This window comes from Serratia symbiotica, assembly GCF_000821185.2.
Lineage (GTDB): Bacteria > Pseudomonadota > Gammaproteobacteria > Enterobacterales > Enterobacteriaceae > Serratia > Serratia symbiotica.
In genome coordinates this window covers 711,213-736,499 of record NZ_CP050855.1, presented here as the reverse complement: position 1 = coordinate 736,499, position 25,287 = coordinate 711,213, and the positions used below count along the sequence as shown (strand labels likewise).

Here is a 25,287-nt window from a genome sequence, read left to right as displayed (position 1 = left end):
TAGCATGATCACTTCTATTTCAAACATCACAGCGCATTAAATGAATTTGGAATGTTAACATTTCCCGCAGCATTCTTCTGCATCATACAGTGACCTGAGTCAAGCAAACGTAAATAAAATTTGGCTGTTTTGACCGACCTATCGTTAATAGCTGCCCGAGGTGTCAGTCTTATTGATGTTTGTTGTTTTTTTATACATTCCGCATATTGCTAAAAATAAACACACTGGTAATCTGTCCGTGTTTTGACCGTAAATATTGATCAGTGGCACCATGGTCATTAAGAACCTATCCCATTAAGCGTACATTGTTGCAGCCAGTGTACACACCGACAGCGCGCAACAACCGGCGCGTACAGAGAGTATATGGGAGGGTGAGCACTGCCCAGGGCCAAAATGGCAAATAAGATAGCCTACTGGGATAGGTTCTTAGTCAGCAGATAAAATGAATATAATTATAGGAATAAATGATGGGCAAAATCGCGCTGTGGTTTGCGATGTTTCTTGCTATGCCGATACTCACAGCTTGCAGCGCTAACACGCAGCTACCCACACTGCCGGTCGTTCAACAGCAATTAGTCGGTGCGCCGGTCTATATTCAGATCTTCAAAGAAGAGCGCACGCTGGAATTGTATACCAAAATCGGTGACCAATTCCGTCTAGCGAAGTCCTTCCGTATCTGTAGTTTCTCTGGTGGTCTCGGCCCAAAGCGCCAGCAAGGTGATTTTAAAAGTCCAGAAGGCTTTTACAGTATTGACGTACGCCATCTGAAACCCGACAGCCAGTATTATCGGGCGATTAATATCGGCTTCCCAAATGATTACGACAAAGCTCAAGGATATTCTGGTGCCTATCTGATGATCCACGGTGAATGCAAATCGATAGGTTGCTACGCAATGACCAATACCGCTATGGGTGAGATTTACCGCTATGTCGCCGCCGCTTTCGCCTATGGTCAGAGCCGCATTGATATCAGCATCTATCCGTTCCGCATGACCAAACAGAACTTGCAACGCCACCGCTCATCGAGCTACATCGCCTTCTGGCGGCAGTTGGAACCTGGCTACAACTACTTCGTCAAAAACCAGCAGCCCCCCAGGATGGCTGTCGCCAATGGTCAGTATGTGCTGAATCGCCCGCTGATGAGCAATAACACGATGGCACAGTACACGTCAGCCATGTCCCCCCCCACTTATTAACCCAGAGCCAGCCGTTCACCAAAGTGAAATAACGCAAACTCACCTGGCGCGATCCTGTTCCAGGTTTCGTTGGTGGTCAGCGGCTGAGTAGCGATCACCGTAACCACATCATCAGGTGTGGTCTGCTGCTGAAAATCAATCTCAATATCTTGATCAAGCAACGTGGCCTTGCCAAAAGGTGCGCGACGCGTGATCCAGCACAGGTTGTTGGAGCAATAAGCCATCACAAAGCGGCCATCCGACAACAGCATATTGAACACCCCTTTCTGGCGCAGTTGATCCGCCAACTGCGCGATATAGCGGAATACCGCCGCCCAATGGCTGGGAGTACGCGGGTATTTCACAGACAACTGATGCAATAGCCAACAGAAAGCGTACTCACTGTCAGTCTGGCCTACCGGACGGAAAGTACCGGTTTTCAACTGGCGGTAGCCTTTGAGTTGGCCGTTATGTGCATAGGTCCAATTGCGCCCCCACAGCTCACGGGTAAAAGGGTGGGTATTTTCCAATGCCACTTTGCCACGGTTGGCTTGGCGGATATGCGAAACCACTGCGCAGGACTGTATGGGGTAGTCCTGTACCAGGTGGGCGATCGGCGAGTTGAAACTCGGCTGTGGATCTTTAAAGGTGCGGCAACCGTTCCCTTCATAGAAGGTAATGCCCCAGCCATCCTTATGTGGCCCAGTTCGGCCACCACGCTGGAGCAATCCGGAAAAGCTAAAGCAGATATCGGTTGGGACATTTGCACTCATCCCAAGCAATTCACACATCGCCAGCACTCCTTAATCACACGGACACTGCCTAGTATGGGTGCAACATGCTGCCCCCATACTCTTCTTTCTTCGCATTAGCAATTATGCCTTGATCATCTCTTTTTCGATCAGTTGAATCAAGATGTGAATCGCTTTGATATGGATCTCCTGAATGCGATCAGCATAGCCAAAGTGTGGCACGCGGATTTCCACATCGGCGGAACCCGCCATTTTGCCGCCGTCTTTACCGGTTAGGGTAATCACTTTCATCCCCTTGGCGCGCGACACTTCGATGGCTTTGATAATGTTGCCGGAGTTACCAGAAGTGGAAATACCCAGCAACACATCGCCTTCACGACCCACCGCTTCCACATAGCGTGAAAACACATAGTCGTAGCCAAAATCGTTACTGACGCAGGACAGGTGACTGACATCGGAAACCGCAATAGCCGGATAGCCGGGGCGGTTTTCGCGGTAGCGACCGGTCAGTTCTTCGGCGAAGTGCATCGCGTCACAATGGGAGCCGCCATTGCCGCAGGAGATCACTTTGCCGCCAGCTTTGAAGGCGTCCGCCAGCAGCACTGCCGCACGTTGAATGGCGTCGATATTGGCATCGTCACTGATAAATTTCGCCAAAGTGTCGCCCGCTTCGTTCAGTTCACTGCGAATAAGATCGTGGTACATGAAGAACCTCTTGTTATCGTCAATCTTCCATCTTGCAGTGTACCGGATCGCGGAAAAACCGAGAAGCACTGTCAGGCAAACAGCCTGCCTTGAAGATTCATGATAATTGCTGTAGTGCAAAACACATTATTACTAAAAAAGTCACTTAAACTGATTCAGTCGTCGTAGAATGGGGTAACAGTTTGGAGCCTTGTCTTATGGCTACATACGCCAAATTTGACAATAAATTAGAACCTATCCCATTAAGCATGCATTGTTGCAGCCAGTTTGGACAGGGACAGCGCACAACAGCCGGAGCGTACAGGGAGTCCGTGAGGAGGGTGAGCACTGCCCAGATCCAGAATGGTAAATAAAATAGCCTAATGGGATAGGTTCTTATTCTGTTGATGGAGCATGTATGGTTATTGGCGTTTTATTTGCGCTGGCAGCAGGCATGATGTGGGGGCTGGTCTTCATCGGCCCCATCATCGTACCGGAGTACCCGGCTGCATTGCAGTCGACCGCCCGTTATTTGGCTTTTGGGCTTATTTCCTTACCGCTGGCCTGGTTCGACCGCAACCGGCTACGGCGTCTAACGCGCGCAGACTGGCTGGAAACACTGAAACTGACGGTTATTGGCAACCTGCTGTATTACTTCTGCCTGGCCAGCGCCATTCAACGTACCGGTGCCCCGGTTTCAACCATGATTATTGGTACATTACCGGTAATGATCTCCGTGGCGGCCAACCTGTTTTATGGCCACGACGAAGGGTGCCTATCCTGGCGAAAGTTAACTCCTGCGCTGTTGGTAATTGCGCTAGGGCTGGTGTTGGTCAATATTGCTGAGTTAAAGGCGAACCTGGTTCCGGTTGACCCATGGCGTTATGGCAGCGGCTTGGTGCTGGCCGTTATCGCAGTGGCATGCTGGACGTGGTTTCCTTTGCGTAACGCTCGCTGGTTGCGTAAAAATCCGGGAACGCGGCCTGCCACCTGGGCCACGGCACAAGGCGTGGTAACCTTTCCGCTGGCGCTGCTGGGCTATGTGGTCGTTTGTGGGCAACTGAGCGTCACTGATACGGCATTTCCCTTGCCGCTCGGCCCACGGCCTGAGGTGTTTATTCCACTGATGTTCGCCATTGGCGTGCTGTGTTCGTGGATTGGCGCACTCTGCTGGAACGAGGCCAGTCAGCGTTTGCCAACGGTTTTAGTTGGGCCATTGATTGTTTTCGAAATCCTCGCCGGGTTGGCGTACACTTTCTTGCTGCGTCAAGCGTGGCCTCCGTTGCTCACCTTAGCCGGGATTACCTGTCTGGTAGCAGGTGTTATCGGGGCACTGGGCATCAAACCGAGTGGGCACACTGGAGGATAGTTTCGCATTAAGAGATAGTCAGGGTAACAGGCTGTTTTTTATTATGTCACCTGACTTTGCTCCGACAAGCCCTTAAACAATTACACTATCCAGTCGTTATCATCGCGCAATGTGTCCGCTGGTACTGAGCCTGCGCGATCTGGAAGTAATGATGACAAAACGTGGCGTTGCCGTCGACCACTCCACGCTTCACCGCCAGAACAGTCCACGTTGACTCGTACCCAGGATAAAGTGATTATCATTACTCAGAAAACTCTTACGCTCAATGGTGGTGGTTATTACCTGAAGCTAAGCCAGAAGGGTTTCGAGCATGGTATCAACGGAGACTTGATCACCAAGGCGACAGGTTATCAGGTGCCGATGACCGTTGCGAGCATGCAGAGTGAAAAACTTGTCTTCGATAAAACAAACTTTGTTCTTCTGCCGCCTGTGACAGAAGCCACCATGCCACTCTGCGGACTGCCAGAATGAAAATCTGTTTTCCTGCCCGTAATAAAAATGGAGAAAACTACGCCACGTTGGATGAAATGATGGAACTCATTGGCCGAGAGAAACAGGCCCCCTGGCTGGTGGGAACGAACCGGATGTGGTATGGCGGTATCCAACTGACTGAAACCTCGGCACCTGGGTCAGTGCTTAAAGCCGAAACGATGGACTCTGCCGTTGCGCTGCAGTGTATGGCTGACGGAGAAGTGGTGGCCGAGCACCTGAACAAGGATTACCAGAAAAATACGTACAACGGTCAGACACTACAGTACTCAACAACCTTTGTGCTGGTGAAATCGATCTGTAAACCCGCCCCGGAGAAAGACTACACTTGGCTTGAGTTTTATTCGTTATACATGGGACTGGCCCCGTTGTCGGTATTTCCGAAGATGGATTGTTTTTGTGTGACTGATAAAGGTGATGGACTCAGAAAACGACAGCACAACGGGGCAAAGCAAAATGGGCAGGCGGCACCTTTGCCAAGTGGCGGTATTCTGAAAAAAGGAAACTAGATCATGGTGATACGTAAAATGTCTTTTGACCTAAAGGGTAAATCCCATCCATTCGGCCTAGCCAAAATACTCACTGACCAAAATGAGCCATCCGGGGAACTGTTCTGGATCTCACTGGCTCCTGAATTTATGGAACCGGATGGAAAGCAATACGCGCATTTGCCGGTATGGATGCAACATGCATTATCTAGGGGAATATTTGATGCTGTAGTGAAACTAGATAATAAACTTAACATCGATACTGGGGATGCCATTGGGTTTCTGGGTGAGAGTATTGTTCCGGATGGGATGGGAAAAACTAGTAGCAGTGCCTATGTGTAGTGGTCAACTAAAACTGGCCACCGCGTTAGAGTTTTTCCAGAACAATCGTTCTGATTCATTCGGCGTCAAACCACCATTATATTGATGAGGTCTGATCTGACTGTAATATCCCGTGATGTAATGAGTTATCGCCGTGCTGGCTTCGCTAAAATTCACGCATCCATTATCCGGCACCCACTCCGTTTTCAGACTTCTAAAAAAACGTTCCGTCGGGCTGTTATCCCAGCAATTTCCTCTGCGACTCAGGCTTTGCTATATCTGATATCGCCACAGTAACTGTCTGAAATTCCTGCTGGTATAGTGGCTGCCTTGATCCGAGTGATATAGCAAGTCAGCGGGCTTTCCTCGCGCTTCCCAGGCCATGGACAGCGTTTTCGCTGTCAGTGCAGAGTCTGGGAAAAATGACAGCGCCCAGCCAACCGATTTACGGGAAAACAGATCAAGCACAACGGCTAAATAAGCCCAGCGTTTACCCGTCTAGATATAAGTCACATCACCGCACCACACCTGATTAGGCTCTGTTACTGCAAACTGGCGTTCCAGATAATTGGGGATCTCTACGTGTTCCTTAGACGCCTTCTTATATCGATGACCAGGCTGCTGACAGCTGATGAGATTAAGTTCTTTCATTAGCTTGGGTGCCCGCCAGCGGCTTAGTTTTACACCTTTGTTCGTGACCATCGCGGCAATATTACGTGCGCCTGCGGAGCTGTTACTTTCGCGATAACTTTCACCGACAAGACTGAGTAATGCCACCCGTGTGGCATCAGGCTTTTTTGGCTGCCGCCAGTATTTGTAGCTGCTGCGATGAACCCCAAACACGTTGCACACAACGGCAACAGGAAACCACGCCCTGAGTTTCTCAACTCATGAGAACTGTTCAGGGAGTCTGACATCAAGAGCGCGGTAGCCTTTTTTAATCTATCTCTTTCCATTTCAACGCGTTGAAGTTTTTTCTTCAGCTCGCGTATTTCAATCTGCTCAGGTGTCATGGGTGAAGCTATGGGTGATTTTCCCGCTCGCTCTTCTTTCAACTGGCGGCCCCACTTATCCATCGTGGATTTGCCGACATTCATTGCCGTAGCAGCGGTGGCAACGGTGTAATGCTGATCGAGTACAAGCTGGGCAGCTTCGAGACGAAACTCGGCGCTAAAATTACGTCTGTTACGTCCGGTCATAATGTCACCTGTTTTGACTATGAGCCGATGATATCACCTCTATTTAGGGGGCCAAATTAACTATGCCACTACAAGTTAAGCTATACGTTGAGAGCATCATCCTTTATAAATCTTTATCTCAAACTAAGCGCCTATCCCAGCAGACGTACATTGTTGCCGCCAGTTTACACACGGACAGAGCGCCATAACCGGCGTCTAGTGGGAGGTCGTGAGGATGGTGAGCACAGCCCAGATCCTCAATGGCAAATAAAATAGCCTAATGGGATAGGTTCTCAGCATAATGAATAGAATAAGGCAGGCGTATAATCAATCCATTGTTGGTGGGGACTTCTTCGCCAATTTCATTCAAATTGGAAATAGGCGAATATCTTGCTGAAACGAACTTATGCTTTGAGGTATGTTGCAGGCCAGCCAGTTAAGCGAATTTTCCCTGGTGCCATCAATCAGCCATTGTCGCCAACGGCCGCATTGCCTACTGTTGGTACCCTGCGGGTGATGGTGTGGAACATCTTTAAACAGCAGCGGGCCGATTGGCTTTGGGGACTGAAAAGCTATGGCAAGGATGCACAGCTGGTGCTGCTGCAAGAGGCGCAAACCACCCCGGAACTGGTTAGTTTCGCCATCGACAACTATCTAGCAACCGATCAGGTGCCAGCATTCGTACTGCCGCAACATCCATCCGGTGTGATGACGCTGGCGGCGGCACATCCGGTATATTGCTGCCCGCTGCGTGAGCGTGAACCTTTGCTGCGCCTAGCAAAATCGGCCCTGATTACCGTCTACCCGTTGTTCAATGATCAGCTATTGATGGTGGTGAATATCCATGCGGTAAATTTTAGCCTGGGGGTTGATGTTTACAGCAGGCAGTTGTGGCCGATCGGCGAGCAAATCGTCAACCATCAGGGACCGGTGATTATGGCCGGGGACTTTAATGCCTGGAACCGCAAACGTATTAATGCACTGTATGAGTTCGCCAGTGGTATGGCGTTACGTGAGGTGAACTTTATCGACGATTATCGCCGCAAGGCTTTTGGCCGCCCGTTGGACTTTGTGTTTTATCGGGATCTTCGGGTGGTGAAATCATCGGTGTTGGAGACCAGCGCCTCGGATCATAACCCACTGCTGGTAGAATTCCACCGGAGCTAGACAGCAGGCAAGACTGACGCTGAGAAGTAAAAAGCCCCACCAGATGCTTAATTGACGGGGGCTTATTTTATGCCGAATATTTAGAACCTATCCCATTAGGCTATTTTATTTGCCATTGAGGATCTGGGCCGTGCTCACTATCCCCACGGACAGTACGCGCCAGTTGTTGCGCACTGTCCGTGGGCAAACTGACGGCAATAATAATATACGCCTACTGGGACAGGCTCTTAGGTATCCGGCGTTATCTTATTGCCAACAAACAAGGTCAGTTTAAGACCGGGCTGCAAGCTGCTACCTCTGCCGAGCGTTGAGTTCCAACTCATCACATCGTCAACATCGACACCGTGACGACGTGCGATACTAACCAGCGAGTCACCTTTACGAACCTGATAGGTGATGCTGCTATTACTGGTTATTTGCAGGGTTTGTCCGACTTTTAAGGCGCTCTTGGCATGTAAGTTATTCCAACTCTGCAAATTACTGCTCTTGATATTCAAGCGCTTTGCAATGCCCGATATGGTATCGCCGGAACGCACTTTATACCAACCGCCGCCAGACAAATCGCTGTTCTTCACTAACGAAAGCGTTGGCTGAGTCACGGCGATCCGACCATCGGCCAGCGAATCTTTCAACCGAGCGGCATGCCCTTTGGGTACCATGATATAATGGGGTCCATTGGGGGCGGTAACGCCTTTTTTATAGCCTGGGTTGTAAGCCTTCATTTTGGTGATGGAAAGCCCAGCCATCTCAGCCGCTTGGGCCAGTTGCATCTGCTGGCCGACATCAATACGCGCTAGTGCACGGTTTTCATCAGTCTTTGGAAGCTTGATACCGTACTTCTTGCTATGTTTGATAATGTCGCTCAGCGCCAGCATTTTCGGAACATAAATTGATGTTTCACGCGGAAGCGACAATGCCCAGAAATTGGTGGGTTTACCTTGGCGTTTGTTTGCTTTAACCGCTTGCATCATACGGCCTTCACCACTGTTATAGGCGGCTACTGTCAGTAACCAGTCGCCATTAAACATGCGGTTCAAGCGCTGCATCATGTCAAGCGCAGCGGTCGTTGAGGCCACAACATCACGTCGCCCGTCATACCACTGATTGTTTTTTAAACCGTAATGACGGCCCGTTTGCGGTACGATTTGCCATAGCCCTGCGGCATTGGCACTTGACGTGGCGTGTGGATCAAAAGCGCTCTCCACTAAGGGTAGCAGTACCAATTCCATCGGCATATTACGTTGCTTAACTTGCCCGACTATCCAGTACATATACGGCTCCGCGCGTAATGTTACATCGTGGAGATAGCTCTTACTTTTCAGGTACTTTATTTTTTGATCACGGATCCGGGAATTTTCCGGAACCTCCATCTTCAGCTCGTCGCTAATAGAATTCCACAGGTCTTGTTGCGCGGAAGCGCTATGGCTATCTAGCCACCGCGCCGAGCTAGCTCGACTATTCGTTGTGTACTCTTTTGCTTCACCTGCCGAAGACAAACTCTGTGCATGCTGTTCTGGAGCCGGTGCGTCCTGCTTGGACGACTGGCATCCTACTAGCAAGACTGAGGCGAGAAATATCGCTTTTGCCTTCATGTGTGTATCAATATAGTTGCTTAAAAGACGAGCAATCATACTTGGCTGAGCCAAATACCACAACTAAAAGCTTAGAAGTTGTCTTTCCGCAGGCGTAACTCGGAGAAAACCGAATGAAGCTGCTTTGGTGGCGAATTAAAGCCTAATTTCTTTTGTAAATCATAATCATGACAGCGTAAAAATAGATTGATTTTTCGCTCTAATTGCAAGTTGGTCGGTACGCTGGGTTGGTTTTTTGCCCTTAATGCTTCAACATGTTGTTGATATACTTCAATCTCTCGATCTTCCGGCAAAACAGCCCGCGCAAACTTGAGGTTCGAAAGCGTATATTCATGCGCACAACAAATTAAGGTGTTATCGGGAAGTTGTGCGAGTTGTTGAAATGAGTGGTACATTTGTTCTGCGGTACCTTCAAACAGTCTTCCGCAACCGGCTGAGAACATGGTGTCGCCGCAGAACAGATAAGGCGCACTATAGAATGCCACGTGGCCTAACGTATGTCCGGGCAGCGCAATCGTCACGTATTGGCGGCCATTGATTTCGAATTTTTCACCATCGTGTACCACATGATCCACCCCTTTGTCTGCCGTTTCCTGCGGCCCGTACACCGGCAAGTTGGGATAGTGCGCCACAACCTGCGTCACGCCGCCGACGTGATCCTGATGGTGGTGGGTTAGCAAAATCGCATCGGGTATTAGCTTCAGGCGGTGTAATGCCCCAAGCACTGGCGCTGACTCACCCGGATCGATGATGACGCAGTGTCCATGTTGATCATCAAGCAACCAAATGTAATTATCTTGTAAAGCAGGAATACTGATAAGATTCATATTGTCCTTCTCGTTAGCAGCAGCTTGAAATAAAAAGAAGATAATAAATCATGAAACCAGCCCGCACTCTACAAAAGCTCACTGACCCACCGTCATGGTCTGAGCTGCCATGGGGAGAGTACTACCGTGGGGCGCTTGAACAGCAGTTGCAACCCTGGTGGCCAAAGCTGTTTGGTTTCCACCTGTTGAAGCTCGGCGACCTCAGCGCCGACTTGGCGACAGATAAATGCGCTATCTCACATCAGGTCAATGTGGGGCTGGCAGGGGCCGGGCTACAGGTGATTGCTGAAAACTGCCCACTCCCCTTTGCCACCAAGTCAGTCGATGCCTGTTTGTTGGCGCATACGCTGTGCTATGCCGACGATACTCATCGCTTACTGCGTGAGGTTGATCGGGTGTTGATCGACGACGGCTGGTTGGTGATCAGCGGCTTCAATCCGTTTAGCCTGCTGGGGATAGGCAAGTTGGTTCCCTGGCTGCGCCATCGCCAGCCTTATGCCAGCCGAATGTTAAGCCAGATTCGTGTGCTGGATTGGCTTAGCTTGCTGAATTACGAAGTGTTGCATCAAGCGCGTTTTCACGTACTACCCTGGCAGCACAAGGACAACAAGTTTCTATGCACCCACTTGCCAGCTCTGGGGTGCATGAGTGTGATTGTGGCGCGCAAGCGTACATTACCGTTGACACCAACGCCGATGAAAATGGGGGTGAGAAAGCCGTCTCTCAGTCGCGCAGTGGGCGCGATTAAGAGCTACCGTAAGATTCCTTAAGCTTCCGGCTGATAGCCGACATCCTCCTGAGTTGGATTGCCAGCCGCATCACGCGCTAATACGTCGCAGCGTTCGTTATCCACATGACCAGCGTGGCCCTTGACCCATTCCCATGTGATGGTGTGACGCTGGATGGCCAGATCCAAGCGTTGCCACAAGTCAACATTTTTGACGGGTTGCTTATTGGCGGTTTTCCAGCCACGCTTCTTCCAGTTAAGGATCCATTGGGTAATGCCTTGGCGCACGTATTGGCTGTCGGTACTAAGGATCACCTTACAGGGTGCAGTCAACGCTTCCAACGCCACGATCGCTGCCATCAACTCCATACGGTTATTGGTGGTCAGGTGATAACCCATGCTAAAGGTCTTCTCGACCTGCTTGTAACGCAATATTGCGCCATACCCCCCGGACCCGGGATTGCCAAGGCAAGAGCCGTCGGTGAAAATTTCTACCTGTTTGAGCATCTCTGGTAGACTCTTCCTATCAGTTCTAAAAACCAAGTCTGACATAAACGAACGCTGTGAGCACTGTAATATGATCTCAACCACCACCAGACAGATCGTCCTTGATACCGAAACCACCGGTATGAACAAACTTGGGGTGCACTACGAAGGTCACCGCATCATTGAAATCGGTGCGGTGGAAGTAATTAACCGCCGTCTGACGGGGCGTCACTACCATGTCTACGTTAAGCCGGATCGGCTGGTAGATCCAGAAGCTTATGGCGTACACGGTATAAGCGATGAGTTCCTGGCCGATAAGCCGACCTTCGATCAGATAGCCGATGAGTTTCTCGATTTCATCCGTGGCGGTGAGTTAGTTATCCATAACGCGGCGTTCGACATCGGCTTTATGGATCACGAATTCCGCCTGCTACAACAGGGCATCCCGAAGACCGAGACCTTCTGTACCATTACCGACAGCCTGCTGATGGCGCGCCGTTTGTTCCCTGGCAAGCGCAACAATCTTGATGCCCTGTGCAGCCGTTATGAGATAGACAATAGCAAGCGCACGCTGCACGGCGCATTGCTTGATGCCGAGATCTTGGCAGAAGTTTATCTGGCGATGACCGGCGGTCAGACATCAATGACGTTTCAGATGGAAGGCGACACCCAGCAGACCAATTCCGCCCAGGATATTCAACGCATCGTTCGCCCGGCGATGGCGATGAAAGTGGTCTACGCCAGCGATAAAGAGCTGGCGGCTCATGAGGCGCGTTTGGATCTGGTGGCGCAGAAGGGCGGCAGTTGCTTATGGCGCGCACCAGCAGTGGAGTAAAACGGCATTTACGTGGGCTTCGCTGAAAAACTGTGCAAACGGTTCATGTGTTGAGAAAAAGGCATTGACGGCACTGAAGGGCATCCGTATTATGCGCCTCGTTCCCCCGTAAGAGGGAATGGCGCGGAGCGGTAGTTCAGTTGGTTAGAATACCTGCCTGTCACGCAGGGGGTCGCGGGTTCGAGCCCCGTCCGTTCCGCCACTTATTTATTCTGGGGTATTCTTATACCTCTGGACATAAAAAAACCGTATCTCTCTCAAAGAGATACGGTTTTTTTATGTCTGAAATTGTCCCTCTGTATACCGGGGTATCCGGTGTAAAATGGCCTACGCGACCAGAGAGAAAATTTCGTGGGCCATTTTTGAATTTATGGCTGATAAGTGGTTAGTGGTTGTGGAACGGGATATCACGTCATCCCTGTCGCTCAATACTGACGACAACCTGAGGAGTGAACCATGACCATTATCCGCTGTCTGCTTTCTGCCGCAGCTGTACAAAAATCAAAACCCGCCGATAAAGATTATGATCTGCCGGATGGTCACGGACTGACGCTTTCTGTCAGAACTTCCGGGAAAAAAATCTGGCGTTTCCGTTACCAGTGGCCAAATTCCACCGCCCGTACCAATATTACACTCGGCTATTATCCAGCCCTCTCACTGGCTGCTGCCCGCCCCCTTCACAATGACTATCCGGGCCTGCTGGCTCAGGGCATTGATCCGAAAAAGCTGGAGCAGGAGAAGAAGACGACAGACAGTTTGTTTATCAACGTGGCAACAAAATGGTTTGCCATTAAAAAGACCAGTGGTATTTCCGAAGTCCATGCCGATGACATCTGGCGTTCACTGGAGAAGCATGTTTTTCCGGTAATAGGACAGGCCCCGGTGTCCAACTTTTGGGGTGCAGCTCATTTCCGGGGCGGTTCAATTCCCTCCGGGGGTGACTAGCTGTAAATCAAGTGATAGGATATGCATTCATCTATCTATTCAAAAAGCAATTCAACATTATGCCTACTCGCTCTGACACGATACGCCGGTTGCTCAGCCAAGGCCCGATGCAAGCTCGGCAACTCATTGAGATAATGAGCATTAGCCAGCCAACGCTGTCCCGCGCATTGAGAGATATTGGCGATGACATTGTTCGAATCGGAGCTGGGCCATCTATTCAATACGCTCTACGCGATGTTTATCGCGGATTCAGGTCTGCCCCCATTTACCGCATCACTGATGAAGGACGCATTATACCCCTTGGCGAACTCATTCCGGTTCATCCTGAGGGATTTGTCATGGTGCAGACCAACAACGTAAGTCTCCATAGCGACGGGCTGCCGTGGTGGCTGTTTGACATGCGACCACAAGGGTATCTCGGACGAGCCTACGCATCAACGTATGCGACTGATCTCGGCCTGCTGGCAAATCCAGAGCAATGGGCCGACTCGGATGTCGTTAGGGCGTTGCTTGCACATGGTCATGATGCTATCGGCAACCTGCTGATAGGGGAACAAGCACGAGAGCGTTTCTTTGAGATGCCAGAACCCACCCCAGTTGAGCGCGCCACAGCGTACCCTGCGTTGGCGTTAGCGGCTGGAGCCGGTGAAGCACCAGGGTCATCTGCAGGGGGTGAACAGCCGAAATTTTGCACCTATACAGAACGTGGTCACGTCTTAGTGAAATTCTCGGCCCCAGACGATAATCCGGTTAGCGAACGTTGGCGCGACCTTCTGTTGGCCGAGCACTTGGCGCTGAGGGTGCTTGGTGTGGAAACTGAGGTATATGATTTTGGTAGTCAGCGCTTCATCGAGATCCCCCGATTCGACCGCGTTGGCCAACTGGGCCGTATTGGCGTCTTCTCACTGCGGGCGCTTGATGCAGAGTTTGTCGGCAATACCAGGGCCCCTTGGCCTGTTCTGGTTAACAGCCTTGTTACGGAAGGGCATGTCCATCCTGATGCCGCAGTTGGTACCGCCCGGCTTTGGGCATTTGGGATGCTAATTGGCAATACCGACATGCACCACGGGAACTTGTCGTTCATCAGCAGCCACGGTCGCCCGTATCACCTTGCACCGGCCTACGACATTCTGCCTATGGGGTTCGCTCCCAGAACGGGTGGCGCAATCGTGAACAAGCTTCGACCGGCATCACTACCGGAAGTAATTAGCCGGGATATCTGGCAGGAAGCGCTGGGTTTGGCTGAGAACTTCTTTGTTATAGCTAGCAGTTGCGAGCGTTTCTCCGCCAATTTCGTCCCATGCCTTGAGGCATTACGCCATCATCTTGACGAGGCCAGATCGCGTATCGCCCGTCTAGGATAAAAAGCTAGCTCAACTTTACTGATCCACTCATTTTCCAGCTCAATATAGTTCAAAGCGTGCGGGGTAAATAAACAGCGTAGCTACAGGTAATACGTAAACTTCGTCATCAGGAGGACGCACTGAGCAGGCCCCACGAAAAACCAGGCAGTAGACGTCTCTTAACTTAAGAGATAGGCTTAGATATATGTCTAACACTGGTTCTAATTTTAAGATGACCGGAATACTGTTGGGGCATGAAGCCCGTCGGCGTAAAACGCCTCAGGAAAAGATCGCCATCATTCAGCAGTCGATGGAGCCGGGAATGTCGGTATCCCATGTTGCCCGGCTGCATGGTATTCAGCCCAGCCTGCTGTTCAAGTGGAGCCGTACCAAGAAGGCAGTCTCGCCGCAGTAGCTGCCGGAGAAGAAGTCGTTCCGGCGTCAGAGCTGGTCGCCGCGATGAAACAAATCAGGGAGCTTCAGCGTCTTCTGGGTAAGAAGACAATGGAGAATCAGATCCTGAAAGCAGCGGTGGAGTACGGTCAGTCGCGAAAATGGATAGCGCATGCGCCCAGGTTACCAAAGGACAAGGAATAGCACAGGTCAGCCGGGCTTTAGACGTGTCGCGTGCACAGTTATCATTACGGGTCAATCGTTCTGAACAATGGCAGGACGGGCGTGGCAACAGACGGAACGACGCCGCAGATGCTGAGCTGTTGTCGCGCATCCTCGTCATCATCAACGATATGCCGGGTTATGGCTATCGTCGGGTGTGGGCAGTGCTGCGCAGGCAGCCCCGCAACGATGGATATCCGCCAGTGAACGCGAAGCGCGTTTACCGTGTCATAAACGAGAATGCCCTGTTGCTGCAGCACAATAAACCGCAGCGGCCACAGCGTGAACATAACGGCAAAGTTGCAGTGGCTGAGAGCGATCTGCGCTGGTGTTCTGATGGCTTCGAATTCGGTTGCAATGATGGTGAAAAGCTGTGGGTGACGTTCGCACTGGACTGCTGTGACCGGGAAGCCATAGACTGGGCAGTCAGTACGGGCGGTTACGACAGCAGCACAGTGCAGGATGTGATGCTGGGCGCAGTGGAAAAGCGGTTCGGTAATAAATTACCGGAAAATGCCATCCAGTGGCTGACGGACAACGGTTCAGCGTACGCGGCGCATGAAACAAGGCGGTTGGCGATGGAACTGAACCTGAAGCCCTGTACAACGGCGGTGAGCAGTCCACAGCGTAACGGCATGGCCGAACGGCTCGTGAAAACGATGAAGAGCGATTACATCGCCTTCATGCCAAAACCGGATGTGAGAACGGCGCTGGTAAATCTTGCCACAGCGTTCGAGCACTACAATGAAAACCATCCGCACAGCGCACTAGGATACCTCTCACCGAGGGAATACCGACATCAGCGGATAACGTTAACTTAGAGACAAAAGCTGTCTGAAGATAGCGGGTCAAGATCACTGTAGATATGATCATTGCCTCAGTGAAAGCGGGAAAGTGGCTGTATGAAGGATACGAAAGGATATCCCGCATCTAAAAATATCCATTATATTTATATCAGTCAAGATCCTCATACGCTATAACACTGTCAGGTATAATAAAAATAGGATGACTGCTAAATCGACCATTCTTAATACTATTTATTTAATTTCCTAGGTTCTTTCCCATAATAAACAAATCCATCAAAATCCTCATGCCTGTATGTATCGTGTCGCTCATAGAAATTATAAACTACTGATAATTTTTGTTCTGTTATTGTTGGCTCACTATCATGAAGTGTTTTTCTACCCTGCATCACAAGTAGGGCACCTTTTTTTGCATAAATATTTTTATGCTCAATCCAATTTTCCTTTTTACTTGGATGGCTTCTCTCAATTTGCATACGCAATGGTGCTTCGGTATTCTCTGTTAAAAATAAAAGAACTGTTATTCCATTAGTATCATAGTGAAGCCCCAATGTCCCACCACCGGGAGGATAGGCCTTAATGTTAATATCCGATAAAGGATATGGTGATATAACCGCATCTGAACAAGTAATCAGGCTGATAAGAGGGACTATTGAATGATATATAGCATTTAGCTCAGGAAGATATGTTCTAATATCAGGACCTTTAAATATATGATGATTATATTCACCACCTAAATCAGAGACAGCATCAGTTCCTAAGCCAGAATGCTTAACATGATCAATTACTCCCTGGGAAATAATAATATTCACTCTATCCGTTAAATTATCACATATATCTACTGGTATTAAACCTTCAACAACGGTTACAAAATTATAGAAGTAATCATACCGATGTTTATTTATATCAAATATGCCCATACTTAACTCTATTCATTGCCATATTGACAAGTGGAAATGTAAAATAAAACCCATTTTTTGTTTCGTCAATTGCCAATTTGTTTCAAAAAAGTTTACTTTATGATACAAGTGATGCCCTAACATGGATTCAGAGTGAATGACATACAATGGCCAAAAAAGTTGATTTATTTATTGGATTTCTCATCACGGTGCTTTGGGGGGGGAACTTTGCAATTATAGAAATGGGTCTAAAAGATTTAGATCCCTTTATACTTACATTCCTAAGATTCACACTTTGTGCTTTTCCGCTTGTGTTCTTTATAAAAAAGCCATCTAACGTATCCTTCATAAGTTTAGCTATATACGGTATTTTCTTTGGCGTTGGTCTATGGTGGGTGGTTAACTTCGCTATGTTCAATGGACTTTCGGCTGGCCTTTCTTCCGTATTTTTACAATTCAGTGCATTTTTCACAATCATTCTAAGTTTTTTGTTTTTAAAAGAAAAAATCACTAAGATACACATGATTGGTATCTTTTTCGCTTGTCTTGGACTGATAATGATCATTCACTTCTCTGGTCAAGAATCAACAGTCAAAGGAATCTTTTTAGTTATAATTGCAGCGATATCATGGGCAATTTGCAATATAGTGGTTAAAATTTCCAAACCTGTTGACATGATAGCATTTATCGTGTGGTCAAGCTTATTCTCTGCTCCAGCAGTTCTTGTAATGACTATTCTGGTAAAAGGATGGCAGACCATTTTATCAATACCACATGATATTACCATAGGTTCTGCTTTCTCTGTTATTTTTCAAGCTTATATAACAACGATAATAGGATATATGATATGGAATAATCTCATGAAAAAATATCCTGCAACGGAGGTAGCACCACTATCATTATTTGTTCCAATATCTGGAATTATAACATCTTATATTTTCCTAGGTGAAAGACTAAGTACGGGGAAATTACTTTCGGCTATGATTGTCATTGTTGGTATATTTATTTTTCTAAACGCAACAAGATATCAGAATAGGAAAAAAGAAAAAATATTTAACGCAGTATAATATATCTATCTGCTTAGATAAGGTGCCTCTCCAGCAAGCATCTTATCTATCATCTTCAGCATAACAAAATTGAACAGTTTTTCTCTTCGCATCACCTTATTTAAGGTCCACTTACACACTCTATATAAAATACATTTAATTTATTATACCATTACCGTCCTATTATCAAATAATAAACTTTAGCAAGGGCTAACTTATCGAAGCTACGCTTCTTAAGTTGCCCTTGTTTTTCGCCCTTCGGTTGAAAAATTAAAAGCAAAATCAAGGTCATGCATTGACATTTTTCGCTTGTGCAATATAAATAATCTAAGCATAAGGAATATGCTTCTAATTAAAATATTTGAAACATATGAAAGGCGTTCGTATGGAAAATACTTTTAACAAAATCAATAAAAATCAGCCACCTCAACGTTCTACTTAGGACACACTGCATAAGCGTAAGATTAAATGGTGATGAACTACAGCTTCTCAACGCAAGACGTGGCGACAAAAGCAAGGGTGAATGGCTTCGCTTGATAAGCTTCCTGTAGCCGTTCCACCAATCAATATAGAAGCCTGGAAATCTTTAGCAGACATATCCCAGAATCTGAACAAGCTACTCAATCACCTTGAAAATAAAAGTGATGGAAGCGTTTTAACAAAAACAGAGCTTTTTGCAGTTAAAAGACAGATAAGCGATCTTCGTATAACTCTGGTTAGTGCAGATCTATGGGGAGAGAAAAATGAATGAAAGGAATGCAAAAAATCAAAAGAGGGAAAGAACCTTGAGCCTGTCCCTAATTCTGTGTAACTGCCAGCGTATTAAAGGTGATCGCTCAGGCGGTCACCGAACTCGATAATAAAACGACTCATCGCCAGCCGCCAGTTCTGGATCGGCATACTCCATTTTTTTGACGCATCCTTGATTGCCAGATAAATCACTTTCCGCACTGAGTCGTCTGTCGGGAACACCTTACGTTTCTTTATCGCCTGTCGGATCACGCTATTTAGCGACTCAATCGCATTCGTGGTGTAGATAGCTTTCCGAATATCAGGCGGGTAGCCGAAGAACGTATTGAGATTTTCCCAGTGCGCACGCCAGCTTTTGCTGATTTGCGGTATTTATCGTCCCAGACACCCGCGAATGTACCAGCGCCATCAACGCCGCTTCCTCTGTCGGAGCCTGATACACCATTTTCAGCCCGCCGGTGACGGCTTTGTAGTCTTTCCACGCCACGTATTTCAGGCTGTTACGCACCCTATGGATGATGCACAGCTGGATATGTGTCTGCGGATAGACGCTGTTTATCGCATCCGGGAAGCCCTTCAGACCGTCCACGCAGGCAATCAGTATGTCCTGAAGGCCACGATTTTTCAGCTCCGCCAGCACATTCAGCCAGAACTTTGCGCCTTCATTTTCGGCTAGCCACATCCCCAGCAACTCTTTCCGGCCTTCAGTGTTGATACCCAGTGCCAGGAAAACGGCTTTGTTTATTACGCTGCCATTCTGGCGGACTTTTATGACAATACAGTCCAGATAAACAATGGGATACAGCGTATCCAGCTGCCGGTTTTGCCACTCAGCAACCTGCTCTTTTACGGCGTCGGTGACCTTAGATATCAGCGTGGGTGACACATCGGCGTCGTACATCTCTTTGAAGGTGGCGACGATTTCACGCGTGGTCATGCCTTTGGCGTACAGAGATAAAATCTGGCTGTCCATCTGCGTAATACGCGTCTGGTTTTTCTTAATCAACTGCGGTTCGAAGGTATTTTCACGGTCACGCGGCGTGTTCAGTTCGATTTCGCCATCGTCGCAGAGCAGCGTTTTTGACGAGTAGCCATTGCGGGTGTTGGTGCCGGTTTTAGGTGCATTTTTCTCATGCCCGAGATGGTCAGTCAGTTCCGCATTGAGCGCTGTTTCGACGGTTAATTTCGTCAGCATCCGGGAAAACTGATTGAGGTCGGCTTCGGTTTTAAGGCTTTTAGCCAGTTCCGCCGCAAGGGCTCTGAGTTTCTTGTCGTCCATAATTTGCCTGTCTCCGTTGTTGGAGTGAACATATCAAAAACAGGCAATTACACAATTTAAATTACAGGCTCCAATTAAATATTCATCATATTTATGTCCTGGACCGCTCGGTTTGCGTCTTGAGGCGCGCCCGGATGATGTTCTTTCACTGAAAATCCGGCTTTGTGGCGCAACATAAATTTGTACTTCATTTCAGGCGCTTCGCCCTGTGTCCGCCCGTCTTTTAGGGAGAGTTCGCTTCTCATCCTGAACGCTGCCATATCCTGAACACTGTCATACTTTGCATGACCGTTTAACGAAGTTTTTTTCACTGAGAAATTTATTTTAATTTTTTGCATTTCACTTTGTGACACTCTGCATCTTTTTTTGTTTTTAATTGATGTACTTTACCAATCTAACTGAAACATTTATGTGTTATATCGAAAGGATGGGGGATTGAAATGATCGAAGTAATTACCCACGGAGCCGAATGGTTTATCGGGATCTTTCAGAAGGGGGGGGAGGTGTTTGTCGGCATGGTGACAGGTATCCTTCCTTTACTTATCAGTCTGTTAGTTATTATGAATGCTTTGATCGTTTTTGTCGGTCAGAAACGAATTGAGGCTCTGGCGCAACGCTGCGCTGGCAATCCGGTTTCGCGCTATCTGTTTCTGCCGGTTATTGGGACCTTCGTTTTCTGTAATCCGATGACGTTGAGTCTGGGACGATTCATGCCTGAGAAGTATAAGCCTAGCTATTACGCCTCGGCATCCTACAGTTGCCATTCAATGAATGGACTGTTCCCTCATATCAATCCGGGTGAGTTGTTTGTTTATTTGGGTATTGCCAATGGCCTTACCACGCTGAACCTCCCGCTGGGGCCATTGGCCGTCAGCTATCTTTTGGTTGGTATGGTGATGAACTTTTTCCGGGGTTGGGTGACCGATCTCACTACAACCATTTTCGAAAGAAAAATGCGTATACAACTTGACCGTCAGGTTCGTTTATAAGAGCGGAGTGCATGATGTCTAACACGATTGAAATTCATAAAGGGGAAAGTGGCTGGGGCGGGCCGCTGTTTCTAAAACCAGAATCAGGTAAAAAAATTGTTTACATCACTGCAGGTACCAGGCCGGCGATTGTTGATAAGTTGAAAGAACTGACTGGCTGGGAAGCCGTCGACGGGTTTAAAGAGGGTGAACCGCCAGCAGAGGAAATTGGTGTTGCGGTTATCGACTGTGGCGGCACGCTTCGCTGCGGTCTATATCCTAAACGCCGGATCCCGACTATCAACATGCATGCGACAGGCAAATCCGGACCCTTGGCGCAGTTTATTACGGAAGATATTTATGTTTCCGGCGTTAAAGTCGGTGACATCCGTTCAGTAGAACAAGGAGATGCTGCCGCACCTGTCGTATCGTCATCCGCCGCCCCCTCTCAGGTATTAGCTGAGTCGCAACCGCAAAAGGCTGCCGACGACGCTGACAATAAAAATCGTGACTATGATACGACCAAAAAAATTACTGAGCAGAGTGACGGCCTCTTGGCCAAGGTCGGTATGGGAATGGGCTCGGTGGTCGCTGTCTTCTTTCAGGCTGGACGGGAAACCATTGATACCGTTATCAAAACCATTCTGCCGTTTATGGCGTTTGTCTCAGCTCTTATTGGCATCATCATGGCCTCTGGGCTGGGTGATTTTATCGCACACGGCCTGACGCCTTTGGCTAACAGCCCAATCGGATTAGTCACTCTGGCCCTGATATGTTCTTTCCCTTTGCTTTCACCATTTTTGGGGCCAGGCGCGGTCATTGCGCAGGTTATCGGTGTACTGGTGGGCGTGCAGATTGGGCAGGGCACCATTCCGCCGCATTTGGCATTGCCTGCACTGTTTGCCATTAACTCTCAGGCTTCATGTGACTTTATTCCTGTCGGGTTGTCTCTGGCTGAAGCGCGCCAGGATACGGTTCGGGTGGGTGTGCCTTCCGTTCTGGTTGGGCGATTTCTTACCGGCACGCCAACTGTCCTTTTGGCCTGGGCTGCGTCCGGATTCATTTATCAGTAATTAACGGAAATATGTATGAGAACAATTTACGAATCTACATTCGTTTCCACTGGGGTAAATGCGGCTGAATCACTTGAGGATAATTTCATTATTACCTTTGGAGAAGGTGCTCCAGCAGAAGTAGCTGAATACTGCTTTATCCATCACCCTGAAATTAGTCTGGCGGAGGCTTTGCTACCTGGTTCTGTGATCACGATTGGTGAGTATAGCTGGCCCATAACTGCGGTTGGGTCGGTAGCGGAAACAAACCTACGGGAGCTCGGACACATCACTATATGGTTCGATGGCACTAAAGAGGCAGAGTTTCCGGGGACGGTTCACGTCGAAGGCCCTACGCCTGGCGTTATCGAACCCGGACAGAAATTTCGAGTATTAAGTAATTAATAAGGAGAGAAAAATGGAACAGATTGCTGTAGTTGTCGGAGGGGGGCAAACACTGGGGGCTTTCCTTTGTAAAGGTCTCGCAGATGCGGGTTATAAAGTGGCCGTTGCAGACCTTAATGGCGGCAATGCCGAAACAGTAGCGGCGGAAATTAACCAATCGCATGGAAAAGGACATGCGGCTGGATTCCAGGTGAACGCGGCTGATGAAGATAGCGTTATTTCCCTGGCGAAAGCGGTCGATGAAACATTTGGGCGTACTGATTTGCTTGTTTACAACGCCGGCACCGCGAAAGCTGCGTCGATCACTCAATTCAAACTGAGCGATTTTAACCTGTCTCTCAATGTGAATCTGGTGGGATATTTCCTCTGCGCCAGAGAGTTTTCAAAGCTGATGATTCGTGATAAGGCCGCAGGGAGAATCATTCAGATTAACTCCAAATCCGGCAAGGTGGGCAGTAAGCATAACTCCGGTTACAGTGCGGCCAAGTTCGGCGGTGTGGGGCTGACTCAGTCGTTAGCGTTGGATTTGGCGGAGTACGGCATCACCGTTCATTCCCTGATGCTGGGTAATTTGCTCAAGTCACCCATGTTCCAGTCATTGCTCCCACAATATGCGGAAAAACTGGGTATCAGGGAAGATCAGGTCGAACAATATTACATTGATAAGGTTCCATTGAAGCGTGGATGTGATTATCAGGATGTGTTGGATACGTTGCTGTTTTATGCCAGTGATAAAGTTTCATATTGCACAGGCCAATCGATCAATATAACCGGTGGTCAGGTTATGTTTTAACCATTCGGCTTCATGCGATTGCATGGGGCCGGTTCTCTAACAAGGTGTAATGCATGAGTTCTGTAACATTGCTAATTTGTATTGCCGTCGTTGCATGGCTGGGGCAAATCCTTTTGGGATGGTGGCAAATCAGGCGATTCAATCAAGCGTTGAATCGCCTGATTTGCCAAGGGCGCGTGGGTATTGGCCGTTCTACCGGTTGTTTCAGATCGCGTGTAATAATGGCATTATCCTTTGATGAAGATGGGCATGTGTGTGATGGGTTTATGCTAAGGGGTCTTACCGTTTTCGCTCGACCAGTTAGATTGACTCAGGTCATCGGTCTGCATAAAAATTCCCTTGAGCCCAAAGTGATTTTCCCGCATCAACATGCATGCCAAACCGCCCTGAATTTGGCGATTCAACCTCAATTATGATATCTTTCATTGTATAAGAAAAATATTTCGAAGTTTGTTATATTTTTTTCAAAAAAGGTAAGAATTTTATAATTGGATGATGAAATGTGATGAAACCTAAGCAGCGGCAGTCAGCAATTCTGGAATATTTACATCACAATGGAAAAACTTCTGTTGAGATATTGTCCAATCATTTTGGGACTACAGGTACGACTATCCGTAAGGATTTAACGTCACTGGAAACTGCGGGCATGGTGTTGAGGACCTATGGCGGGGTAATGCTCAGCCGAGACGAGGGAGATCAACCCATCCATCGTAAAACTCATATCAACCCGGATCAAAAGAAGTGGATTGCCCGACATGCTGTTTCGCTGATAAACGATGGTGATTCACTGATTTTTGATACAGGAAGTACGGTCTTGCGTATGGTGCCCTGCCTATCCCAGTTCAATAATATTACGGTAATGACCAACAGTTTAACCATCGTTAATGAACTCGTTGAGCTGAATAATGATCAGGTGATCCTGATGCCCGGCGGTACATACCGTAAAAATTCTGCATCCTTTCACGGATGTCTTGCAGAGGCTGCTTTTTCCCAATTCAGTTTTGATAAATTATTCATCGGTGCCGACGGCGTAGACTTAAATGCAGGCGTCACGACATTCAATGAAGCCTATGCAGTAAGCCAGGCCATGTGCCACTCGGCTAAGCAGATTATTTTACTGGTAGACTCATCAAAGTTCGGTCGTAAAAGCCCCAATATTGTATGCCAACTGAGCGCTGTGGATATATTAATTACCGATTCAAGTATTTCTGTAAATTATCTCAATGCATTACGTGAAAACGGCATAGAGGTCGTGATTGTAGGAAGTAATGAAGATGAGTAAATCTTTTTTAGCCTTTGCCCGGGAAACGATGGCGATTGAGATCGCTGAAGCGCAAAAAATGCTCCAACGTCTGGATGACTCTATCGTCAGGGCGTGTGAAATACTGATGCAGTGCAAAGGGAAAGTTATTGTGTCTGGTATGGGAAAGTCAGGCCATATTGGCAAAAAAATATCAGCTTCATTGGCCAGTACAGGAACACCCGCCTTTTTTGTACATCCGGCAGAAGCATTGCATGGTGATCTTGGCATGATTTCGGCCCCGGATGTGGTGATTTTTATTTCGTATTCAGGGCGCGCCCGCGAGCTCGACACATTATTGCCATTATTAAGCGAGGCTCATATTCCTGTCATTGCCATAACTGGAAATCTAACTTCGCCATTGGCGCAGTCGGCAACCTGTGTTTTGGATATAGGCGTAGAACGGGAAGCCTGCCCATTAGGACTGGCGCCCACATCCAGTGCCTTAAATACGCTACTTATGGGGGATGCGTTGACCATGGCCCTGATGCGGTATCGTGGATTTAGTCCTGAGCAATTTGCTCGTTCACATCCTGGAGGCAGTTTAGGCGCACGCTTACTCAACCGTGTACATCATTTGATGCGCACCGGTGAGAGGTTACCTAAAGTTCATCTGGATAGTACGGTGATGGAAGGGATGCTTGAGCTCAGCAGAACTGGGTTGGGGTTGGTGGTAGTATGCGATAATAATGATTTAGTCGCTGGCGTTTTTACTGACGGAGACCTCCGAAGGTGGATGGTAAAAGGATCGAACCTTGATGCGCCAATTATTGAGGCGATTAGCCGTCCAGGCTACCAATTACCTGAAGAATGGTCTGTGGGCACCGCATTGGATGCGCTGCACAAAAACCATATAAACGCCGCGCCAGTTGTTAATGCCGAGGGAAAGGTGGTCGGTGCTATCAACCTTCATGATTTACATCAGGAAAATATAGCTTAGTTATTTTGGTGATAGATCACATGATAATGTCGTAATCGTAAAGGCAGTGTCGTATTGAC

Annotated in this window: 24 protein-coding genes, 1 tRNA gene and 7 pseudogenes; 23 read left to right on the top strand and 9 right to left on the bottom strand. The window is 48.2% G+C overall.

Going from position 1 to position 25,287, the window contains the following annotated elements; all coding sequences use genetic code 11:
- Positions 1-467: 467 nt before the first annotated feature.
- Entirely contained in the window at positions 468-1,196 is a 729-nt protein-coding gene (gene dpaA / locus SYMBAF_RS03750) for a peptidoglycan meso-diaminopimelic acid protein amidase (RefSeq protein ID WP_040263053.1), read from the top strand.
- On the opposite strand, the gene SYMBAF_RS03745 is transcribed toward dpaA, so the two are convergent.
- Both SYMBAF_RS03745 and lpcA read right to left on the bottom strand, forming a co-directional pair.
- Positions 1,193-1,966, bottom strand: a complete 774-nt coding sequence (locus SYMBAF_RS03745; protein ID WP_040263055.1) for a class II glutamine amidotransferase — start codon at positions 1,964-1,966, stop codon at positions 1,193-1,195. The genes dpaA and SYMBAF_RS03745 overlap by 4 nt on opposite strands.
- An 84-nt stretch (positions 1,967-2,050) precedes the next feature.
- Positions 2,051-2,632, bottom strand: a complete 582-nt coding sequence (gene lpcA, locus SYMBAF_RS03740; RefSeq protein ID WP_040263057.1) for a D-sedoheptulose 7-phosphate isomerase — start codon at positions 2,630-2,632, stop codon at positions 2,051-2,053.
- Positions 2,633-3,029: 397 nt separating this feature from the next.
- Between lpcA and SYMBAF_RS03735 the strand changes: the two genes are divergently transcribed.
- From SYMBAF_RS03735 to SYMBAF_RS03715, 5 genes and pseudogenes are all read left to right on the top strand, one after another.
- Positions 3,030-3,980 (top strand): DMT family transporter, encoded by a 951-nt coding sequence (locus SYMBAF_RS03735; protein ID WP_040263058.1) that lies wholly within the window; start codon positions 3,030-3,032, stop codon positions 3,978-3,980.
- Positions 3,981-4,030: 50 nt separating this feature from the next.
- A pseudogene (locus SYMBAF_RS03730) lies at positions 4,031-4,176 on the top strand (IS6 family transposase); the annotation flags it as partial.
- Between the two features lie 35 nt (positions 4,177-4,211).
- On the top strand, positions 4,212-4,451 hold the full coding sequence (locus SYMBAF_RS03725) for a hypothetical protein (RefSeq protein WP_237162930.1): 240 nt from the start codon (positions 4,212-4,214) through the stop codon (positions 4,449-4,451).
- Positions 4,448-4,978, top strand: a complete 531-nt coding sequence (locus tag SYMBAF_RS03720) for a hypothetical protein (protein WP_052447623.1) — start codon at positions 4,448-4,450, stop codon at positions 4,976-4,978. The genes SYMBAF_RS03725 and SYMBAF_RS03720 overlap by 4 nt, the downstream gene beginning before the upstream one ends.
- A gap of 3 nt (positions 4,979-4,981) precedes the next feature.
- Positions 4,982-5,299: a hypothetical protein gene (locus SYMBAF_RS03715; RefSeq protein WP_052447624.1), complete on the top strand. Its 318-nt coding sequence runs from the start codon at positions 4,982-4,984 to the stop codon at positions 5,297-5,299.
- 3 nt (positions 5,300-5,302) lie between these two features.
- On the opposite strand, the pseudogene SYMBAF_RS03710 reads toward SYMBAF_RS03715, so the two are convergent.
- Positions 5,303-6,477, bottom strand: a pseudogene (locus SYMBAF_RS03710) (IS3 family transposase).
- A 369-nt stretch (positions 6,478-6,846) separates the two neighbouring features.
- On the opposite strand from SYMBAF_RS03710, the gene SYMBAF_RS03705 reads away from it, so the two are divergent.
- Positions 6,847-7,623: an endonuclease/exonuclease/phosphatase family protein gene (locus SYMBAF_RS03705; RefSeq protein WP_173424330.1), complete on the top strand. Its 777-nt coding sequence runs from the start codon at positions 6,847-6,849 to the stop codon at positions 7,621-7,623.
- Positions 7,624-7,850: 227 nt separating this feature from the next.
- Here SYMBAF_RS03705 and mltD read toward each other — a convergent pair whose 3' ends face one another.
- Entirely contained in the window at positions 7,851-9,215 is a 1,365-nt protein-coding gene (gene mltD / locus SYMBAF_RS03700; RefSeq protein WP_173424332.1) for a murein transglycosylase D, read from the bottom strand.
- 71 nt (positions 9,216-9,286) lie between these two features.
- On the bottom strand, positions 9,287-10,042 hold the full coding sequence (gene gloB, locus SYMBAF_RS03695; RefSeq protein WP_040263061.1) for a hydroxyacylglutathione hydrolase: 756 nt from the start codon (positions 10,040-10,042) through the stop codon (positions 9,287-9,289).
- A gap of 50 nt (positions 10,043-10,092) precedes the next feature.
- Here gloB and SYMBAF_RS03690 point away from each other — a divergent pair, with 50 nt between their 5' ends.
- On the top strand, positions 10,093-10,812 hold the full coding sequence (locus SYMBAF_RS03690) for a methyltransferase domain-containing protein (RefSeq protein ID WP_040263062.1): 720 nt from the start codon (positions 10,093-10,095) through the stop codon (positions 10,810-10,812).
- On the opposite strand, the pseudogene rnhA reads toward SYMBAF_RS03690, so the two are convergent.
- Positions 10,809-11,291: pseudogene (gene rnhA / locus SYMBAF_RS03685) on the bottom strand (ribonuclease HI); the annotation flags it as partial. The gene SYMBAF_RS03690 and the pseudogene rnhA overlap by 4 nt on opposite strands.
- Before the next feature lie 55 nt (positions 11,292-11,346).
- Here rnhA and dnaQ point away from each other — a divergent pair.
- From dnaQ to SYMBAF_RS18285, 6 genes and pseudogenes are all read left to right on the top strand, one after another.
- Positions 11,347-12,090: a DNA polymerase III subunit epsilon gene (dnaQ, locus tag SYMBAF_RS03680; RefSeq protein WP_040263066.1), complete on the top strand. Its 744-nt coding sequence runs from the start codon at positions 11,347-11,349 to the stop codon at positions 12,088-12,090.
- A 125-nt stretch (positions 12,091-12,215) separates the two neighbouring features.
- Positions 12,216-12,292, top strand: a tRNA-Asp gene (locus tag SYMBAF_RS03675).
- A gap of 254 nt (positions 12,293-12,546) precedes the next feature.
- The gene (locus tag SYMBAF_RS03670; protein WP_052447625.1) at positions 12,547-13,035 is read left to right on the top strand and encodes an integrase arm-type DNA-binding domain-containing protein; all 489 of its coding nucleotides are present in this window, start codon (positions 12,547-12,549) and stop codon (positions 13,033-13,035) included.
- A gap of 59 nt (positions 13,036-13,094) precedes the next feature.
- Positions 13,095-14,399 carry a type II toxin-antitoxin system HipA family toxin YjjJ gene (yjjJ, locus tag SYMBAF_RS03665; RefSeq protein ID WP_040263460.1) on the top strand — a complete coding sequence of 435 codons (1,305 nt, stop codon included), beginning with the start codon at positions 13,095-13,097 and terminating at the stop codon, positions 14,397-14,399.
- Positions 14,400-14,610: 211 nt separating this feature from the next.
- Positions 14,611-15,814 (top strand): annotated as a pseudogene (locus SYMBAF_RS03660) (IS3 family transposase).
- Positions 15,815-15,843: 29 nt separating this feature from the next.
- A pseudogene (locus SYMBAF_RS18285) lies at positions 15,844-15,927 on the top strand (DUF1493 family protein); the annotation flags it as partial.
- 99 nt (positions 15,928-16,026) lie between these two features.
- Here SYMBAF_RS18285 and SYMBAF_RS03650 read toward each other — a convergent pair.
- On the bottom strand, positions 16,027-16,716 hold the full coding sequence (locus SYMBAF_RS03650) for a hypothetical protein (RefSeq protein ID WP_040263068.1): 690 nt from the start codon (positions 16,714-16,716) through the stop codon (positions 16,027-16,029).
- A gap of 146 nt (positions 16,717-16,862) precedes the next feature.
- On the opposite strand from SYMBAF_RS03650, the gene SYMBAF_RS03645 reads away from it, so the two are divergent.
- Positions 16,863-17,762, top strand: a complete 900-nt coding sequence (locus SYMBAF_RS03645; protein WP_052447627.1) for an EamA family transporter — start codon at positions 16,863-16,865, stop codon at positions 17,760-17,762.
- A 371-nt stretch (positions 17,763-18,133) separates the two neighbouring features.
- Positions 18,134-18,492 (top strand): annotated as a pseudogene (locus tag SYMBAF_RS03640) (hypothetical protein).
- Positions 18,493-18,563: 71 nt separating this feature from the next.
- On the opposite strand, the pseudogene SYMBAF_RS03635 reads toward SYMBAF_RS03640, so the two are convergent.
- Both SYMBAF_RS03635 and SYMBAF_RS03630 read right to left on the bottom strand, forming a co-directional pair.
- Positions 18,564-19,770: pseudogene (locus SYMBAF_RS03635) on the bottom strand (IS256 family transposase).
- A gap of 74 nt (positions 19,771-19,844) precedes the next feature.
- The gene (locus SYMBAF_RS03630) at positions 19,845-20,123 is read right to left on the bottom strand and encodes a hypothetical protein (protein ID WP_152609016.1); all 279 of its coding nucleotides are present in this window, start codon (positions 20,121-20,123) and stop codon (positions 19,845-19,847) included.
- 87 nt (positions 20,124-20,210) lie between these two features.
- Here SYMBAF_RS03630 and srlA point away from each other — a divergent pair, with 87 nt between their 5' ends.
- The 7 genes from srlA (at position 20,211) to gutQ (ending at position 25,228) form a co-directional block, all read left to right on the top strand.
- Positions 20,211-20,759 carry a PTS glucitol/sorbitol transporter subunit IIC gene (gene srlA, locus SYMBAF_RS03625; protein ID WP_040263073.1) on the top strand — a complete coding sequence of 183 codons (549 nt, stop codon included), beginning with the start codon at positions 20,211-20,213 and terminating at the stop codon, positions 20,757-20,759.
- A gap of 11 nt (positions 20,760-20,770) precedes the next feature.
- Positions 20,771-21,811: a PTS glucitol/sorbitol transporter subunit IIB gene (gene srlE, locus SYMBAF_RS03620; protein ID WP_419789493.1), complete on the top strand. Its 1,041-nt coding sequence runs from the start codon at positions 20,771-20,773 to the stop codon at positions 21,809-21,811.
- A gap of 15 nt (positions 21,812-21,826) precedes the next feature.
- Positions 21,827-22,195, top strand: a complete 369-nt coding sequence (locus SYMBAF_RS03615; protein ID WP_040263076.1) for a PTS glucitol/sorbitol transporter subunit IIA — start codon at positions 21,827-21,829, stop codon at positions 22,193-22,195.
- A gap of 13 nt (positions 22,196-22,208) precedes the next feature.
- Positions 22,209-22,988: a sorbitol-6-phosphate dehydrogenase gene (gene srlD, locus SYMBAF_RS03610; RefSeq protein ID WP_040263078.1), complete on the top strand. Its 780-nt coding sequence runs from the start codon at positions 22,209-22,211 to the stop codon at positions 22,986-22,988.
- 53 nt (positions 22,989-23,041) lie between these two features.
- Entirely contained in the window at positions 23,042-23,404 is a 363-nt protein-coding gene (gene gutM, locus SYMBAF_RS03605; RefSeq protein WP_082026815.1) for a transcriptional regulator GutM, read from the top strand.
- A gap of 89 nt (positions 23,405-23,493) precedes the next feature.
- Positions 23,494-24,270, top strand: a complete 777-nt coding sequence (gene srlR / locus SYMBAF_RS03600; protein ID WP_040263080.1) for a glucitol operon DNA-binding transcriptional repressor SrlR — start codon at positions 23,494-23,496, stop codon at positions 24,268-24,270.
- A complete protein-coding gene (gutQ, locus tag SYMBAF_RS03595; RefSeq protein ID WP_040263082.1) occupies positions 24,257-25,228 on the top strand; it encodes an arabinose-5-phosphate isomerase GutQ in 972 nt (323 codons plus the stop codon). Before srlR ends, gutQ begins: the two co-directional genes overlap by 14 nt.
- The last annotated feature ends 59 nt before the right edge of the window (positions 25,229-25,287 follow it).